This window comes from Acinetobacter sp. YH12045, from assembly GCF_013419925.1.
In the GTDB taxonomy this organism is placed as follows: Bacteria; Pseudomonadota; Gammaproteobacteria; order Pseudomonadales; family Moraxellaceae; genus Acinetobacter; species Acinetobacter amyesii.
Genome location: NZ_VOZE01000011.1, coordinates 17,417 through 32,401 on the forward strand (window position 1 = coordinate 17,417; position 14,985 = coordinate 32,401).

Consider the following 14,985-nt stretch of genomic DNA (forward strand, 5'->3'; position numbering starts at 1 on the left):
TCCGAACAAAACTGATGAATTCACTTTAGATAAGATCTAAACCGCGTGAAAGATCGCGAATAATATCATTAATATCTTCTAAACCAACAGATACGCGAATTAAACCTTCGCTAATCCCTGCTGCTTTTTTCGCTTCTGCTGACATTCTGCCATGAGAAGTCGTTGCAGGATGGGTAATTGTTGATTTTACATCACCCAAGTTACTTGTAATAGAAAGGAACTTGGTATTATCAATCACGGTCCAAGCGCCTTCACGTTCGCCTTTCACAACAAACGATACGACACCACCAAAGCCTTTTTGTTGCTTTTTCGCCAACTCATGACCTTCGTGATTTGGAAGTCCCGCATAGTACACTTTTTCTACTTTCGGGTGCGCATCTAACCATTCAGCTAAAGTCTGAGCACTTGCACAGTGGGCTTTCATACGTAAGCTTAAAGTTTCTAGGCCTTTCAGGAAGATCCATGCATTGAATGGACTCATCGAGTTACCCAGTGTACGAATAACACCTGTAATCTCTTCCATTAATTTTGCACTACCTACAACAGCACCACCAAGCGCACGACCTTGACCATCAATATATTTTGTTGATGAGTAGATCACGAGGTCCGCACCAAATTTAATCGGTTGCTGTAACACCGGTGTACAGAAAGTATTATCGACTGCAAATAATGCCCCATGCGCATGTGCAATATCGGCAATGGCTTGTAAATCACCTACTTGAGCTAATGGGTTTGACGGTGTTTCAATAAACAATAGGCGTGTAGTTGGACGAATCGCTTGTTTCCAAGCATCTAAATCCTCCAAATCAACAAAAGTAACGTCAACGCCAAATTTGATGACATATTTTTCAAACAGAGAAATGATCGAACCAAAGACAGCACGTGAACACACCACATGATCGCCAGCTTTCAAATATGCCAAAGTAATTGCGTGTACGCCCGCCATACCTGAACTTGTCGCAACCGCGGCTTCAGCACCATCTAAAACAGCTAAACGTTTTTCGAAAGTTTGTACAGTTGGATTGGTATAACGTGAATAGGTATTACCTTCAATTTGACCTGAAAATTTTGCTGCGGCATCTGCTGCACTTTCACAAACAAATGATGAAGTCAGGAAAATTGGCTCGCTATGTTCACCCTCAAAAGTACGAGTATGACCTGTACGAATCGCTAAAGTCTCTAATTGGTATTCGATGTCGTCTTGTTGGCTCATCTGTATTACTCAGTCGCGAAGAACTGCCTTTGTGAAGAATTGCCAATATTTTGAGCGTCTAAGCTATTTAAGGTCAAGGTAAAATACGAAATTATCGCTTAGACTTCGACCAATCCTACAAGGACTTAGGCAATTGACAGTTATGCACCCTTTCAAACAGAAATTTCTGGCGCAGCAAAAGAAAATTAAACACCTGTCTACACGTGTGTTTAATGCAAAATCGCTGGTCCTTTCTCAATCGACACCCTATGAAGTGATTACTGAATATAAACATGCAAAAGTTCGGTATTACGCTTCGCCTGATCGCAAATACAAAGAACCCTTAGTGTTTGTTGCACCACTAGCTATCAATATGGCGATTTATGATTTGTATCCATATCGCTCATTGGTGAAACATTTTCAACACAGTGGCTTTGATGTCTATTTGTTGGAATGGGGAAAATTAAACTTTCAAGATCGTTTCTTAAATTTTCTATCGTTTATTGATGATGTGATTCCACATTGTATTGATCAAATTTCTCAGCATGCAGATAGTCGATACATCTCACTACATGGTTGGAGTATGGCTGGGGTCTTTGTAACGCTGTATACCGCATTACATCAACCTGAACATGTTAAAAATCTAATGGTGATGGGCGCGCCGATAGATAGCTATGCCTCAGGTCGTATCGGAAAGTTATTTCAAAAAACCAATCGCTTGCTTTCACGTAGTAAGAATTTACAAGATACGGTCTACACCGGGAAAATCCCTAAACATTTTATCCATACACCGGGTGTGCTCAATGCGATTGGCTTTAAAATCGTCGATCCAATGGGTTGGTTCAAAAGCCAAAAACAATTTCTTTCCAACTTAGATAATCTGCATGATCTGTATGAACATGCAACCATGGGCGATTTTCTCAATCACATGATTGACTATCCGGGTGGCATTAACCAAGACATGGTATTCAATGTTTGGCTGCAAAATCCGCTTAAAAACGGCATTATTCAATTGAAAGATAAAGTTATTCAATTAAAAAATATCCACTGTTCATTGTTAATTGGCGCGGGTTCTACCGATCAAATCGTTACGGCAGATGCAGCAAGTCCTTTAGGCGAATTGACAAGTAGTCAAGATGTCACGTTTACTCTCATTCCCGGTGGTCACCTCGGCCTGATGTCGAGTCAAAAAAGTGCCAATCAATTTTGGCCAACTTTGACCCAGTGGCTTACACAAAGATCCAGTTTATTGAAATAAAAATTTAGAGGGTAAAGATGATTCAGTCAGTTGCATTTATCGGATTGGGCGCAATGGGTTACCGTATGGCAGCGCACCTACCAAAACAGTTCGACACGGTTTATGTCTGGAATCGAAACTTTACCAAGGCAGAACAACATGCTGCTGAATTTGGTACGCAAGCGGTTGCTTTAGAGCAAGCAATACAAGCGGACATTATTTTTTCCTGCCTACCCATCAGCCAAGATGTTGAAAATTTAATTGCGAGTGTAACGCTGAAATCAGGCTCGATTTGGGTCGACTGTACCAGCGGTGTACCAGAATCTGCAAAAAAACTCGCTGCTGCCTTAAAGCAGCAAAATATTGCATTCTTAGATGCCCCTGTGAGTGGACAAACCATTGGCGCTGAAACGGGAACATTAACCGTCATGATTGGTGGTGACAAAGTAGCCTTTGAACGTGCATTACCTGCGATCCAAACATTTGGCAAACTGATTAAACATGTGGGTGAACCGGGTGCGGGTTTTGCCGTCAAAGCTGTAAACAACATGTTAATGGCTGTAAATCTTTGTGCAGTTGCTGAAGGATTCACCACCTTAAAAGCGCATGGCGTGGACTTACATGAAGCACTCGATTGTATTAATGCGTCGAGCGGTAAAAGTAATGTGACTGAAACAGTTTTACCGCAGCGCGTACTGAATCGTAGCTTCCCATTAACCTTTGCACTTCCATTACTTGCAAAAGATACGGGAATTGCTGTTGATCTGGTGCGACAAGCAAAACTTTCAGCACCGGTGCTCTCTTTGACGCAAAATTTAATCCAAGCAGCAAGCGATCAAGCTGAAGAAAACAGTGATTTTTCAAGCGCTATGATTATGTATGAAAAATGGAGTAAAATTACAATTGAGTAATAACTCGCCATTGAATAACGATAAATAACCATCATATTGTACTCTAGTGTCATAACACACATTGTTACAAATGACAGAGGAAACTCGCATGAACAAATTTACCCTCGCAACTTTGCTAGGTGCTGTAACTTTAATCGGGGCTTCTACTGCTGTTTTAGCATCTGAGCAAGAATGCCAAAAGTTGAAAAATGACCATGATGTGATTTATGCATCGAAAGGTTTCTGCTTTAAAGATCCTGACGCTAAAGCGAAGTTTGGCAATGACAATTGCTACACAACTAAGCCTAAATTTTCAGAAAAAGAGCAACAACGACTTGACGCGATCAAAGATCGTCAGAAAGAATTGAACTGTAAATAATTACGATTCAATTCGCTCAAGGAATTTAGCAATGACTTATGATGATCAAAATATTTTTGCTCGGATTTTACGTGGAGAACTTCCTGCGTTTAAAGTCTATGAAGATGATCAAGTACTCGCTTTTATGGATGTCATGCCACAGGCCGAAGGTCATACGCTCGTAATTCCTAAAACCCCTGCTATAACGCTGCTTGATTTAGATCCAGAAGCGGCTGCTTATACCATTCAAGTTGCTCAAAAAGTTGCGAAAGCAATGGAAAAAGCCTTAGACGTGAAAGGTATCGTATTGATGCAGTTATCTGGCGCTGCTGCGGGTCAAACTGTTCCGCATGTGCATTTCCACCTAATTCCGACTTCAGTGCATGAATTAGGTAAACATGCCGCACAAATGGGCGACATGGAAAAAATCAAAGCCATTGGCGAAAAAATCAAAGCAGCACTTTAAGTTCAATTGAGTTTAAAGTGATGATCAATGGAGCTTCGGCTCCATTTTTTATGTCTCGAATATTATCCCAAGAACTTTTAGCTGCAAAATTTACTGTTCAATACAACACTAAGCATTTAATAAATATTCATTTTTACAAGTATAAAAGCAATTTAAACCAAAAATCACCTTTCACCGTTTTGAAATATTTCCTTAATAGAACTGTCTTATTTGTAATGAATACTTAGCGCCATTAGATAGCGAAATTACTTCTAGCCAAGCTACTGATAAAACATATTGATATGACTGGAAAAGTCTTCTGGAGCTTCAAATGAAAAAAACTCTATGTGCATTAGCAATCGGGGCAACAATTCTTACACCAATGATGGCATCTGCTGCAGATGTAAAAATTTATGGCCGTGCACATGTCTCTCTTGACTATCTAGATGATGGTAAAGATTACAACGAAGTTGGTCTTTCTTCTAACGCTTCACGCTTAGGCTTCAAAGTAGATCAAAAAATTAATGATGACCTCAACGTATTCGCTCAAATTGAGCAAGAAGTAAACTTTGCAAGCGGTAGCCAAGACAGCAAAGGCGTAGATTTTTCAACACGTGACACATTCGTGGGTTTAAAAAGTTCAACTTATGGTCAAGCACGTGTAGGTCGCTTTGACAGCCCATTTAAAGTTGCACGTAGCCCTGTGAACTTCTTCGGTGACATGGTTGGTGACGTTAGAAATGTAACACGTGTCGGCAACTTAAAATTTGATGAACGTAATGAAAACACAATTGAATATAAATCGCCAAAATTTGGCGGTGGTTTCAATGTATTAGCTGCAATGTCGATGCATTCAGGTACACAAATTGACCGTGAAGCAGATGGCGAAGGCAAAGATGATAACAAAGCCTATGACCTTGCTCTAACTTATAAAGAAGGTCCTATTGATTTTGCAGCAGCTTACGAAAAGTATGATGAAAATGCAGCAAACGCAGCTGGTGGTGCAAGTCGTGATGCATTCCGTATTGCCGGTGCATATAAATTAACTGAAGAATTTAACTTGGGTGCTTTATACCAAATTGCGAAACACGACAACGATACAGCCAACCCAGATGCGCAAGTTTTCGGTGTAGCTGGCGAATATAAAGTAACGCCTAAAACGTCAGTACGCGGTGAATACTTCTACCGTGATGTAGATGCTGATGATGCTAATGCAAGCTTGATCGGTGTGGGTGTAGAACATAAGTTGGATAGCACTTTACGCGTATATGGCAACCTAGCAACTGTGCTTAACGACAAAAACTCTAAACTCAACCCTTGGAAAGAAGGTCGTAGCTTCGGTAACGGTATCGCAGGGATCGGTGATGAAAATGCAACTGCACTTTCTCTTGGTCTGCGTTACGACTTCTAAGCTACAATATCTCCCCAAAAAGACATACTTCGGTATGTCTTTTTTTCACTCAAATAAAATGTCTCAGAACTAAAATAAGCTAATTTCATCATTTATCAGTGGTTTATAAAAACAATTAAAAAAACTAGACACGCCTATTCAATATCATCCGTATAACGATCGTTTACTAGCACCACATCAACAACGGATTTATTTAGCTAAACTTAAAAATAATAAATACAAATCTTATTCATTCAATAAAGATTCTCATTATTAACAATATAACTTTTAGTAAATATAGTAAATTAGTCAGAATTTAAAATATAAATATAAGCGTTTTAGTCGGATTTAAAATATTTAAACACAAGTGTTTTAGTCAAGTATTTAAAATAAAAAATTAGTTTATTTTTTAACTATCAAACACAATAAGTCTTTGTATTTACTATGCTTAATAATATATTTTTATTTTAACTGTTCAACCTATTTGCTTTTTGTATATATTTGTTAATAATATAGTACAAGTTTAAAGAATAGGCTTATCTCCATGAGCTTAAAATTCAAAGATTTAAATCGTCGTGTGGTCAGAGAAATAACCGCAATACTAATAATTAAAGTGATTATTTTAATGATCATTAAGAACATCTGGTTCGACGCCCCTACTATCCCTAAAAACTTTGACAATCAAGTTGCCGAGCATATTGCTGGCAGTCCTTCCCAAATCAAGGAGACACGTTGATGATTTCTGAAAGCGTGGTCGATCTTTCGCGGTTCCAATTTGCAATGACCGCGATGTATCACTTTATTTTTGTTCCACTGACTTTAGGTCTGGCTTTTATTCTTGCCATTATGGAAACCACCTATGTGATTTCTGGCAAAGAAATTTATAAAGACATGACTAAATTCTGGGGAAAACTCTTCGGTATTAACTTCGCTTTAGGTGTTACTACTGGTTTGACCATGGAGTTTCAGTTCGGTACTAACTGGGCGTATTACTCACACTATGTCGGTGATATTTTCGGTGCACCATTAGCCATTGAAGGTCTGATGGCATTCTTCCTTGAATCAACATTTATTGGTTTATTCTTCTTCGGCTGGGATCGCCTATCTAAAGTTCAGCATTTGGCTGTCACTTGGTTGGTTGCACTTGGCTCGAACATGTCCGCACTATGGATTTTAGTGGCCAATGGTTGGATGCAAAACCCTGTCGGTTCCGCATTTAACTATGAAACTATGCGTATGGAAATGGTGGACTTCGGTGCACTGATTTTTAACCCTGTGGCTCAGGTTAAATTCGTGCATACCGTATCTGCAGGTTATGTGACTGGTGCTATTTTCGTACTGGCAATTTCAAGTTACTACTTATTGAAAAAGCGTGACTTGCCATTTGCGCGTCGCTCATTCGCCATCGCTGCTATCTTTGGTTTAGCGTCTACACTTTCGGTGATCTTACTGGGTGATGAATCTGGTTATGAAATTGGTGACGTACAAAAAACTAAACTAGCTGCGATTGAAGCTGAATGGGACACTCACCCAGCTCCAGCGCCATTTACTTTGTTCGGTATTCCAAATAAAGAAACCATGTCTACTGACTACGCGATCAAAATTCCTTATGTCATGGGGATTATCGCAACACGTTCAACTGATAAAGAAGTGACAGGTATTAAAGACCTGATCGTACAACACGAAGCGCGTATTCGTAACGGTATGGTGGCTTACTCACAGTTAGAACAACTTCGTGCAGGCGATACGTCTCCTGAACTTAAAGCAGCATTTGCTGAGTCTCAAAAAGACTTGGGTTATGGTCTGCTTCTGAAAAAATACACAGACAAAGTGGTCGATGCTTCTGATGATCAAATCAAAGCTGCTGCAAAAGACACTATTCCACATGTTCCAAGCTTGTTCTGGGCATTCCGTGCAATGGTTGCTTCTGGTTTCTTAATGCTCCTTCTGTTCGTACTTGCTACCTTTGCTGTCGGTAAACGTAATGCAGAAAACAAACCTTGGTTATTAAAATTTGCTTTGTTTGCTCTACCATTACCTTGGATTGCTGCACAAACAGGTTGGTATGTTGCCGAAGTTGGTCGTCAACCTTGGACTATCGGTGAAGTTCTACCTACACATCTTTCAGCGTCTAGCTTAAGTACAGGTGATGTATGGGGTTCTATCCTTGCATTGGCAGCGTTCTACACTGTACTGCTGATCATTGAAATGTACTTAATGATTAAATTCTCACGTCTTGGCCCAAGTTCTCTACATACTGGTAAATACCACTTCGAGAAACTTGAAGCTGCAAAAAAGGCAAATGAGGAGGCTCAAGCATGATCGAATATGAATTACTCAAAATCATTTGGTGGGTTTTAGTCGGTGTCCTACTGATCGGCTTCGCCCTCACCGATGGCTTCGATATGGGCTCAATGGCGATCATGCCATTCGTAGGTAAAAAAGACGAAGAACGTCGTGCGGCAATCAATACGATTGCCCCACACTGGGACGGTAACCAAGTTTGGTTTATTACTGCCGGTGGTGCACTGTTTGCAGCATGGCCAATGGTATATGCAACTGCATTCTCAGGCATGTATTGGGCGCTGTTACTGGTACTCTTCGCTCTCTTCTTACGTCCAGTCGGTTTTGACTACCGTTCTAAACTTGAAAATACCAAGTGGCGTAATTCTTGGGACTGGGGTTTAGCAATTGGTGGTGCCGTTCCTGCCCTCGTATTTGGTGTTGCGTTTGGTAATATGTTCCTTGGTGTTCCATTCACTATGGACGAAACTGTTCGCTCGACTTATACAGGGAGCTTCTTTGCACTGCTTAACCCATTCGCTTTAGTTTGCGGTATCGTGAGTTTATCTATGCTTTGCGCTCACGGTGGTGCATGGCTCATGCTTCGTACAGACGGCGATCTACGCGCACGCTCAGCAAAAGCGACTCAGCTTATGGGTATCGTATTTTTGGTTTGCTTCTTACTGGCTGGCGCATGGTTATACTTCGGTAATATCCAAGGCTACACATTAGCGCAACCGTTTGACACAAATGGCGTTGCTAACCCATTGGCTAAAGAAGTGATCACCAATGCCAACCCAGGTTGGATGAACAATTACAGTACTTATCCGATTACTATGATTGCGCCAATCATGGCTATTTTAGGTGCTTTGATCATTATCCTTGCCGCAGGTAAAGGCAAAGCAGGTTTCAGCTTCCTTGGTTCAAGCTTGGCAGTCATTGGTGCAATCTTAACTGCTGGTTTTGCATTGTTCCCTTTCCTTATGCCATCGAGCATCAACCCAACTGTAAGTTTGACTATGTGGGATGCGGTATCAAGTAAAAATACCCTGACTGTGATGACAGTTGCCGCATGTATTTTTGTCCCAATTATCCTGTGCTACACAACTTGGTGTTACTACAAGATGTGGGGTGTGGTCACAAACAAACATATTGAAGAGAATTCACACAGCCTATACTAAGGCTGTGTCTAAGGAGAAAAGACGATGTGGTATTTTGCTTGGATTCTCGGTATTTTGATGGCATGTTTTGCAGGTGTACTTAGTGCGCTTTACATCGAACATCATCAAGATCTAGATGAGGAATAACAAATGACTGATGCTGCTGTAGAAAAATCACTTGTAGAAAAGAAGCCAAATAAATTTGCAATGGTCATTTCCTGCCTGTTAGCTTTTCCTTTGGCAGCCGTGTTACTTGTACATCCTGCTGCCATGCTGGATGACAATGGTGGATATAGCCATCGAGCGCTGATGTTCATCATGATAGGTATTTCAGGTGGTTTTGTGCATGGTGTGGGTTTTATGCCACACCATTGGTTCTGGAAATGGCTTTTTAGCCCCTTCCTCGCTTGGCCACTGATGTTATGGGGCTACTACACATGGTTCCTACATTAATTAATATCTAAATAAAGCCCTCAATTGAGGGCTTTATTTTTGATTGAAACTACAAAACAGTTTCAAATCCCACAGATAAATAAAAAAATTCGATCCTAGTTGCACACTTCAGAGTTTGTATGAGCACCATTATGTTAAATAAAATCGTATATCTGTTTTATGCTTTTATATATCTCATTTATAATCAGATATATATGAGAATTAAGAATTTCTTTAATGGCTATATACAAAACAAACTCTATTACGAATTACTTAGATAATATTGCTCCATTTTATTATTTTGTGATTTTCCCCTTTGTTGTAGCCTTAATGGTAATTTGCTTTGATTTCGAGTTCAGCGGGATTTTTTCCAATACACAACAGCTTCAAGTTTCATCAAAACATAGGTTTTTAAATGATTTTTTTGCTTTATGTACTTGGATTACAATTTTTCTTATATTTTTCAGCCGAAAGTTTTTTGGCTTAAAACCAGATATCCAATTACAGGTACAAAACGCTGTTATTAAACAGATAAGAACTCGTGATGGTCTCGCAATGTACAGTGCAACTATGCTTTGTTTCTTCATTTTTTTTATCATTTGTATCAGCTTAACTTGGTTTCCGAGTGATCCAATGCAGCCTGAAATAGGAACTAAAGGATATGCTTTTAAAAAAGCTTTATATTCAGCTAAACCAGTATTTATTTTGTTTATTCAATATTTTAAATATGCTTTAAGTCTCCTATTTACTCTTGTATTGGTACATATTTTAGATGCACGAAAAATTATAAAAGAGCAAACGTTGAATTAGGATTTCCTAAAGTTTAAATAATACACGTTATACAAAAAACGTTTAATTTTTTCAAATCAAAGCCCTAACTATAGAAGAAGCACCATTCCACCGAATGGTGTTTTTTAAATGAGGTATCACATTTCATGAATATTGCAATAATCAATTTTTAGAAGTTTTATCTCGATTATTTTAAATCTCAAGCAAAAAACCGGATATAAATCCGGCTTAATGTAATCTATTCTATTTAACGATGCGTATGAATCGACATCACAATCCCCATACCTGCAAGCATGGATATGACTGCTGTTCCCCCATAACTCATCAAGGGCAATGGATCGCCTGTTACAGGCAAGATACCACTAACCATACCTGAGTTCAAAAATACAAAGAAGAAGAAAGTTAAGCCCATCGCCCCTGCATACAAACGCCCAAAATTATGGAAAGAATTTAGTCCAATAATCAAACAGCGAACAATAATTGCTGTAAACAAACTAAATAAAAGAAATACACCAATAAAGCCAAACTCTTCAGCATAGGTCGACATAATAAAGTCAGTATGATGCTCTGGCAGATAGCCCAAGTGCGACTGCGTCCCTTCGGTATAACCCTTACCCATTAAACCACCTGATCCAATGGCAATTTTAGATTGAATAATGTTCCAACCTGCACCAAGCGCGTCAGATTCAGGGTCAAATAACGTCAGTACACGTTTTTTCTGATATTCCTGTAAAAAAAACATCCAAAGTACAGGTGCTGCAATTGCAAAGGCGGTTAAAGCGCCTGCAATTAAACGCCACGACATACCACTTAAAAATAAAACAAAAATACCCGGAATAATCAAACCGATATTCAAATCAGGCTGTAAAGCGACCAATGCAAATGGAATCAATAATAAAATTAATGCCCCGACGATTTGTAAAAATTTCGGTGGAAATGGTTTTCGCGCAAAATACCACGCCATCATCAGTGGCATGGCAAATTTCATAAACTCACTCGGCTGCATACTGCCGATACCCGGTAAGCTAATCCAGCGTTTCGCCCCCATCCTTTTTTCACCAATGACCAAAACCAACAACAGTAAAAATATACCGATGGCATATAAGTACGGACTCATAGATTGGTAAACTTTGGGTGGAATTTGCGCACAGATCAACATCACAATAAAGCCCACACCAAAACTTGTGGCTTGACGTAGTACCATTCCCGAATCTTCCGCGGTCGCACTATAGACAACCATCAGCCCCAATATTGCATTGAGTACCAAGAAGCAAAGTAACCACGGGTCTAAATGAAGTTTAGCCCATCGAGAAGAATCGTGTTTTATACTGCGGCCATCGCGTAATGACTGACGTAAAAAACGATACTGTTGAGAAGGGATCATTGCGAAACAGATCTAAAAAGGATGCGGGAATTATAGATTAAAGCGACAGTAAAAATCACTGTCCCTTAAATATTCCTTGAAATAATCATCTATTCACTTGAGACGCTAAAATTAAACGTGCCAATTCCAAGTCATCTGGATAGGTAATTTTAATATTGTCCGAACGACCCTGCACGACATTGACATGCTCACCGACAAATTCTAAAGCACTAGCCTCATCTGTGATGGTCGCACCAGCGGCAAGCGCTTGTTCAATGGCATTTTTAAGCACACCCAATTTGGCAATTTGTGGTGTCTGCGCTTGCCATAAAGTTGAACGATCTACCGTAGTTGATATTTGTGGCGCCGTTTCAACTCGTTTTAATGTATCGCGTACGGGAATGGCGAGAATCGCACTTAGCTCTGAATCGACTGCCGATTGAACTAAATTTTCTAAACTCAACTGCGAGACACATGGTCGTGCTGCATCATGAACAAATACCCAATCATCATCATTGGCAATCGAAGATAGATATTGCAATGCATTGAGCACAGAATGCACACGCTCTGCACCACCTAAACAAAAATGAGCCTTCTCTTGATTAGTGAGTGCCAAGGTCTGCGCAACATTATCTTGCTCGCCTATAGCCAATACATAGCCTGTTAAAGGCAATTGGTTGAGACGTGCAACTGTGTGTTCAAGCACAGTTAGACCCGCAATGTTTTGATATTGTTTTAGTTCAGTTTTAGAAAATCGACTTCCTGAACCAGCAGCAGGAATAATGGCCCACAATTTAAGGTTCTGGTGGAAGTTCGGCTGGTTCTGACTCATTGGTACGTAGGTCTACTTTTGCGTTTGGGTCAATATAAATTGGTTTGTACTGAGTACTGATCGTACTCATCTGCACGAAAGTCTCATGCGGTTTAATTAAACCTAAATCTAGACGAGCATGCTCTTCAATAGCTTCAACGCCATTTTTTAAATCGTATACTTCAGCGGCAAGCACGCGATTTCGTTCTTTTAATTCGTCATTGAGTTCGACTTGTTGTTGTATTTTCTGACTCAGTTGTTGATGTTGATGATAACCACCTTCACCGAACCAGTATAAATATTGAAACCCTGCGATCAAAAAGATCGCAAGGCCCAACAATGCTTTACTCGCTTTGGAGTCAAATACATTTAACATAGATAGCATGATCTGCTTAGTTCAAACCTTTGAACTCAGCTTTACCGCGATATGCAGCATTAGTCAATTCTTCAATACGAAGTAATTGGTTATATTTCGCTACACGGTCAGAACGGCAAAGTGAACCAGTTTTGATTTGACCCGCTGCTGTACCCACTGCAAGATCTGCAATAGTTGAATCTTCAGTTTCACCAGAACGGTGTGAAATTACTGTAGTGTAACCATTTGCTTTCGCAAGATAGATTGCATCTAGAGTTTCAGTCAACGTACCGATTTGGTTGTACTTGATCAGAATCGAGTTACCCACTTTTTCGTTGATACCACGTTGAAGAATCTTAGGATTCGTAACGAATAGGTCATCACCAACCAATTGGATTTTGTCGCCAAGGATTGAAGTAAGGTATGACCAACCTTCCCAATCAGACTCGTCTAAACCATCTTCAATTGAGATGATTGGGTATTGTTTTGCAAAACCAGCAAGGTAGTCAGCAAATTGGTTGCTTGTGAATGCTTTATTGCCTTCACCTGCAAGGATGTATTGACCATCTTTGTAGAATTCTGAAGATGCACAGTCAAGCGCAAGCATAATATCAGAACCTGCTTTGTAGCCAGTTTTTTCAATTGCTTCAAGAATTACTGTAATTGCTTCTTCGTTAGAACGAAGGTTCGGTGCAAAACCACCTTCATCACCAACTGCAGTATTTAGACCTTGTTTCTTTAAAACTGATTTTAAAGAATGGAAAATTTCAGCACCAGCGCGTAAAGCTTCAGAGAATGAAGTGAAGCCAACAGGCTCAATCATAAATTCTTGAATGTCTACGTTGTTGTCTGCATGTGAACCACCATTTAGGATGTTCATCATTGGAACAGGCATAGTCAAAATGCTGTTATTACGAAGGTCTGCGATGTATTGGAAAAGTGGAATTTTCTTTTCGTCAGCAGCAGCGCGTGCAGCAGCTAGCGATACCGCTAAAGTTGCGTTCGCACCTAATTTTTCTTTGTTTTCAGTACCGTCAAGCGCGATCATTGTGTTATCAATGTCTTTTTGTTCGAATACTGATTTACCCAACAATGCATCACGAATTACTGTGTTAACGTTGTTAACCGCAGTTTTAACGCCTTTACCTAAGTAACGAGCTTTGTCGCCGTCACGAAGTTCTAAAGCTTCACGAGAACCAGTTGAAGCACCAGATGGTGCACATGCACGGCCTACAACGCCAGAGGCTAAGATTACGTCTGCTTCGATGGTAGGGTTACCACGAGAGTCCAAAATTTCACGTGCACGAATGTCAACGATTTGGCTCATGAACAATTCCTCAGTTGATTAATAAAAATGATGCGTCAAAAGTGACGCATCAATGTGTATCGAATTAGTGTGTATCTAACTTTGCGAAACCTTTGACCAAGGTATCGAGTTCTTTTAACTGCGCCAAGAAAGGCTCCAACTGTGACATGCGTAGCGCACATGGACCGTCACATTTGGCATTTTCTGGATCTGGATGAGCTTCTAAGAACAAACCAGCTAAACCAGTCGCCATACCTGCACGTGCCAATGTCGTGATTTGTGCACGACGACCACCTGCAGAATCCGCACGACCACCCGGCGTTTGAAGCGCATGTGTAACATCAAAGAACACAGGGACATTCATTTCTTTCATGATGTCAAAGCCCAACATATCAACAACTAAGTTGTTGTAACCAAATGCTGAACCACGTTCACAAAGAATCAGTTTGTCATTTCCTGCTTCCAAACACTTATGCAGAATATGACGCATTTCGTGTGGTGCGAGGAACTGTGCTTTTTTGATGTTAATGATGGCATCAGTTTTCGCCATCGCTTCAACAAGGTCAGTCTGACGGCTTAAAAATGCAGGAAGCTGGATAATATCCGCAACTTCAGCAACAGGCGCAGCTTGGTATGGTTCATGTACGTCGGTAATAATCGGCACATTAAAGTGTTTTTTAATGTCAGCTAACCACTCGATTCCTTTTTCCAGGCCTGGGCCACGGAAAGAGTTTAAGCTTGAACGATTGGCTTTATCAAAACTTGCTTTAAACACATATGGAATATCCAAGCGTTTGCAGATATCCACATATGTTTCAGCAATTTCAAAAGCAAGGTCTTTTGACTCAAGTACGTTCATGCCGCCGAATAGTACAAATGGCAAATGATTTGCCATTTGTATATCGCCTAAACGTACAATTTCCTGTGGTTTTAATTGTGACATTTAAACTCTTCCTGGTTTAGTCAAAAACACA

Annotated in this window: 17 protein-coding genes; 11 read left to right on the plus strand and 6 right to left on the minus strand. The window is 40.1% G+C overall.

The window, feature by feature from the left end; genetic code table 11:
- Nucleotides 1–25 precede the first annotated feature (25 nt).
- Complete coding sequence (locus FTU02_RS12910; protein WP_180157466.1) at nucleotides 26–1,213, minus strand: O-succinylhomoserine sulfhydrylase; 1,188 nt, start codon at nucleotides 1,211–1,213, stop codon at nucleotides 26–28.
- A 142-nt stretch (nucleotides 1,214–1,355) separates the two neighbouring features.
- On the opposite strand from FTU02_RS12910, the gene FTU02_RS12915 reads away from it, so the two are divergent.
- From FTU02_RS12915 to FTU02_RS12965, 11 genes are all read left to right on the plus strand, one after another.
- Nucleotides 1,356–2,450, plus strand: coding sequence for an alpha/beta fold hydrolase (locus tag FTU02_RS12915; protein WP_180124293.1), 1,095 nt, complete (start codon nucleotides 1,356–1,358; stop codon nucleotides 2,448–2,450).
- 17 nt (nucleotides 2,451–2,467) lie between these two features.
- Nucleotides 2,468–3,340, plus strand: coding sequence for an NAD(P)-dependent oxidoreductase (locus tag FTU02_RS12920; protein ID WP_180060194.1), 873 nt, complete (start codon nucleotides 2,468–2,470; stop codon nucleotides 3,338–3,340).
- An 88-nt stretch (nucleotides 3,341–3,428) separates the two neighbouring features.
- On the plus strand, nucleotides 3,429–3,698 hold the full coding sequence (locus FTU02_RS12925; protein ID WP_078188510.1) for a YARHG domain-containing protein: 270 nt from the start codon (nucleotides 3,429–3,431) through the stop codon (nucleotides 3,696–3,698).
- Nucleotides 3,699–3,729: 31 nt separating this feature from the next.
- A complete protein-coding gene (locus FTU02_RS12930) occupies nucleotides 3,730–4,143 on the plus strand; it encodes an HIT family protein (protein ID WP_078188511.1) in 414 nt (137 codons plus the stop codon).
- Between the two features lie 310 nt (nucleotides 4,144–4,453).
- Nucleotides 4,454–5,533 carry a porin gene (locus FTU02_RS12935; RefSeq protein ID WP_111884950.1) on the plus strand — a complete coding sequence of 360 codons (1,080 nt, stop codon included), beginning with the start codon at nucleotides 4,454–4,456 and terminating at the stop codon, nucleotides 5,531–5,533.
- A gap of 523 nt (nucleotides 5,534–6,056) precedes the next feature.
- Entirely contained in the window at nucleotides 6,057–6,248 is a 192-nt protein-coding gene (gene cydP / locus FTU02_RS12940; RefSeq protein ID WP_078188513.1) for a cytochrome oxidase putative small subunit CydP, read from the plus strand.
- Complete coding sequence (locus FTU02_RS12945; protein WP_168378621.1) at nucleotides 6,248–7,834, plus strand: cytochrome ubiquinol oxidase subunit I; 1,587 nt, start codon at nucleotides 6,248–6,250, stop codon at nucleotides 7,832–7,834. Before cydP ends, FTU02_RS12945 begins: the two co-directional genes overlap by 1 nt.
- Complete coding sequence (cydB, locus tag FTU02_RS12950) at nucleotides 7,831–8,976, plus strand: cytochrome d ubiquinol oxidase subunit II (protein ID WP_078188515.1); 1,146 nt, start codon at nucleotides 7,831–7,833, stop codon at nucleotides 8,974–8,976. The genes FTU02_RS12945 and cydB overlap by 4 nt, the downstream gene beginning before the upstream one ends.
- Before the next feature lie 24 nt (nucleotides 8,977–9,000).
- Nucleotides 9,001–9,102, plus strand: a complete 102-nt coding sequence (gene cydX, locus FTU02_RS12955; RefSeq protein ID WP_002120988.1) for a cytochrome bd-I oxidase subunit CydX — start codon at nucleotides 9,001–9,003, stop codon at nucleotides 9,100–9,102.
- 3 nt (nucleotides 9,103–9,105) lie between these two features.
- Nucleotides 9,106–9,408 (plus strand): cyd operon YbgE family protein, encoded by a 303-nt coding sequence (locus tag FTU02_RS12960; protein WP_180157468.1) that lies wholly within the window; start codon nucleotides 9,106–9,108, stop codon nucleotides 9,406–9,408.
- Nucleotides 9,409–9,624: 216 nt separating this feature from the next.
- Nucleotides 9,625–10,197, plus strand: a complete 573-nt coding sequence (locus FTU02_RS12965; RefSeq protein WP_180157470.1) for a hypothetical protein — start codon at nucleotides 9,625–9,627, stop codon at nucleotides 10,195–10,197.
- Between the two features lie 226 nt (nucleotides 10,198–10,423).
- On the opposite strand, the gene rodA is transcribed toward FTU02_RS12965, so the two are convergent.
- From rodA to kdsA, 5 genes are all read right to left on the minus strand, one after another.
- Nucleotides 10,424–11,560: a rod shape-determining protein RodA gene (rodA, locus tag FTU02_RS12970; protein ID WP_180007840.1), complete on the minus strand. Its 1,137-nt coding sequence runs from the start codon at nucleotides 11,558–11,560 to the stop codon at nucleotides 10,424–10,426.
- An 85-nt stretch (nucleotides 11,561–11,645) separates the two neighbouring features.
- Nucleotides 11,646–12,371, minus strand: coding sequence for a 2-C-methyl-D-erythritol 4-phosphate cytidylyltransferase (gene ispD, locus FTU02_RS12975; protein WP_180157472.1), 726 nt, complete (start codon nucleotides 12,369–12,371; stop codon nucleotides 11,646–11,648).
- Complete coding sequence (locus tag FTU02_RS12980; protein WP_078188520.1) at nucleotides 12,334–12,726, minus strand: septum formation initiator family protein; 393 nt, start codon at nucleotides 12,724–12,726, stop codon at nucleotides 12,334–12,336. Before FTU02_RS12980 ends, ispD begins: the two co-directional genes overlap by 38 nt.
- Nucleotides 12,727–12,742: 16 nt before the next feature.
- Complete coding sequence (gene eno, locus FTU02_RS12985; RefSeq protein WP_078188521.1) at nucleotides 12,743–14,032, minus strand: phosphopyruvate hydratase; 1,290 nt, start codon at nucleotides 14,030–14,032, stop codon at nucleotides 12,743–12,745.
- A 64-nt stretch (nucleotides 14,033–14,096) separates the two neighbouring features.
- Nucleotides 14,097–14,954, minus strand: a complete 858-nt coding sequence (kdsA, locus tag FTU02_RS12990; protein ID WP_078188522.1) for a 3-deoxy-8-phosphooctulonate synthase — start codon at nucleotides 14,952–14,954, stop codon at nucleotides 14,097–14,099.
- Nucleotides 14,955–14,985: the final 31 nt, after the last annotated feature.

What these genes read in the sequence shown, in the direction of transcription:
- FTU02_RS12910 (WP_180157466.1), bottom strand. Translation starts at nt 1,213, where the DNA reads ATGAGCCAACAAGACGACATCGAATACCAATTAGAGACTTTAGCGATT.
- FTU02_RS12915 (WP_180124293.1), top strand. Translation starts at nt 1,356, where the DNA reads ATGCACCCTTTCAAACAGAAATTTCTGGCGCAGCAAAAGAAAATTAAA.
- FTU02_RS12920 (WP_180060194.1), top strand. Translation starts at nt 2,468, where the DNA reads ATGATTCAGTCAGTTGCATTTATCGGATTGGGCGCAATGGGTTACCGT.
- FTU02_RS12925 (WP_078188510.1), top strand. Translation starts at nt 3,429, where the DNA reads ATGAACAAATTTACCCTCGCAACTTTGCTAGGTGCTGTAACTTTAATC.
- FTU02_RS12930 (WP_078188511.1), top strand. Translation starts at nt 3,730, where the DNA reads ATGACTTATGATGATCAAAATATTTTTGCTCGGATTTTACGTGGAGAA.
- FTU02_RS12935 (WP_111884950.1), top strand. Translation starts at nt 4,454, where the DNA reads ATGAAAAAAACTCTATGTGCATTAGCAATCGGGGCAACAATTCTTACA.
- cydP (WP_078188513.1), top strand. Translation starts at nt 6,057, where the DNA reads ATGAGCTTAAAATTCAAAGATTTAAATCGTCGTGTGGTCAGAGAAATA.
- FTU02_RS12945 (WP_168378621.1), top strand. Translation starts at nt 6,248, where the DNA reads ATGATTTCTGAAAGCGTGGTCGATCTTTCGCGGTTCCAATTTGCAATG.
- cydB (WP_078188515.1), top strand. Translation starts at nt 7,831, where the DNA reads ATGATCGAATATGAATTACTCAAAATCATTTGGTGGGTTTTAGTCGGT.
- cydX (WP_002120988.1), top strand. Translation starts at nt 9,001, where the DNA reads ATGTGGTATTTTGCTTGGATTCTCGGTATTTTGATGGCATGTTTTGCA.
- FTU02_RS12960 (WP_180157468.1), top strand. Translation starts at nt 9,106, where the DNA reads ATGACTGATGCTGCTGTAGAAAAATCACTTGTAGAAAAGAAGCCAAAT.
- FTU02_RS12965 (WP_180157470.1), top strand. Translation starts at nt 9,625, where the DNA reads ATGGCTATATACAAAACAAACTCTATTACGAATTACTTAGATAATATT.
- rodA (WP_180007840.1), bottom strand. Translation starts at nt 11,560, where the DNA reads ATGATCCCTTCTCAACAGTATCGTTTTTTACGTCAGTCATTACGCGAT.
- ispD (WP_180157472.1), bottom strand. Translation starts at nt 12,371, where the DNA reads ATGAGTCAGAACCAGCCGAACTTCCACCAGAACCTTAAATTGTGGGCC.
- FTU02_RS12980 (WP_078188520.1), bottom strand. Translation starts at nt 12,726, where the DNA reads ATGTTAAATGTATTTGACTCCAAAGCGAGTAAAGCATTGTTGGGCCTT.
- eno (WP_078188521.1), bottom strand. Translation starts at nt 14,032, where the DNA reads ATGAGCCAAATCGTTGACATTCGTGCACGTGAAATTTTGGACTCTCGT.
- kdsA (WP_078188522.1), bottom strand. Translation starts at nt 14,954, where the DNA reads ATGTCACAATTAAAACCACAGGAAATTGTACGTTTAGGCGATATACAA.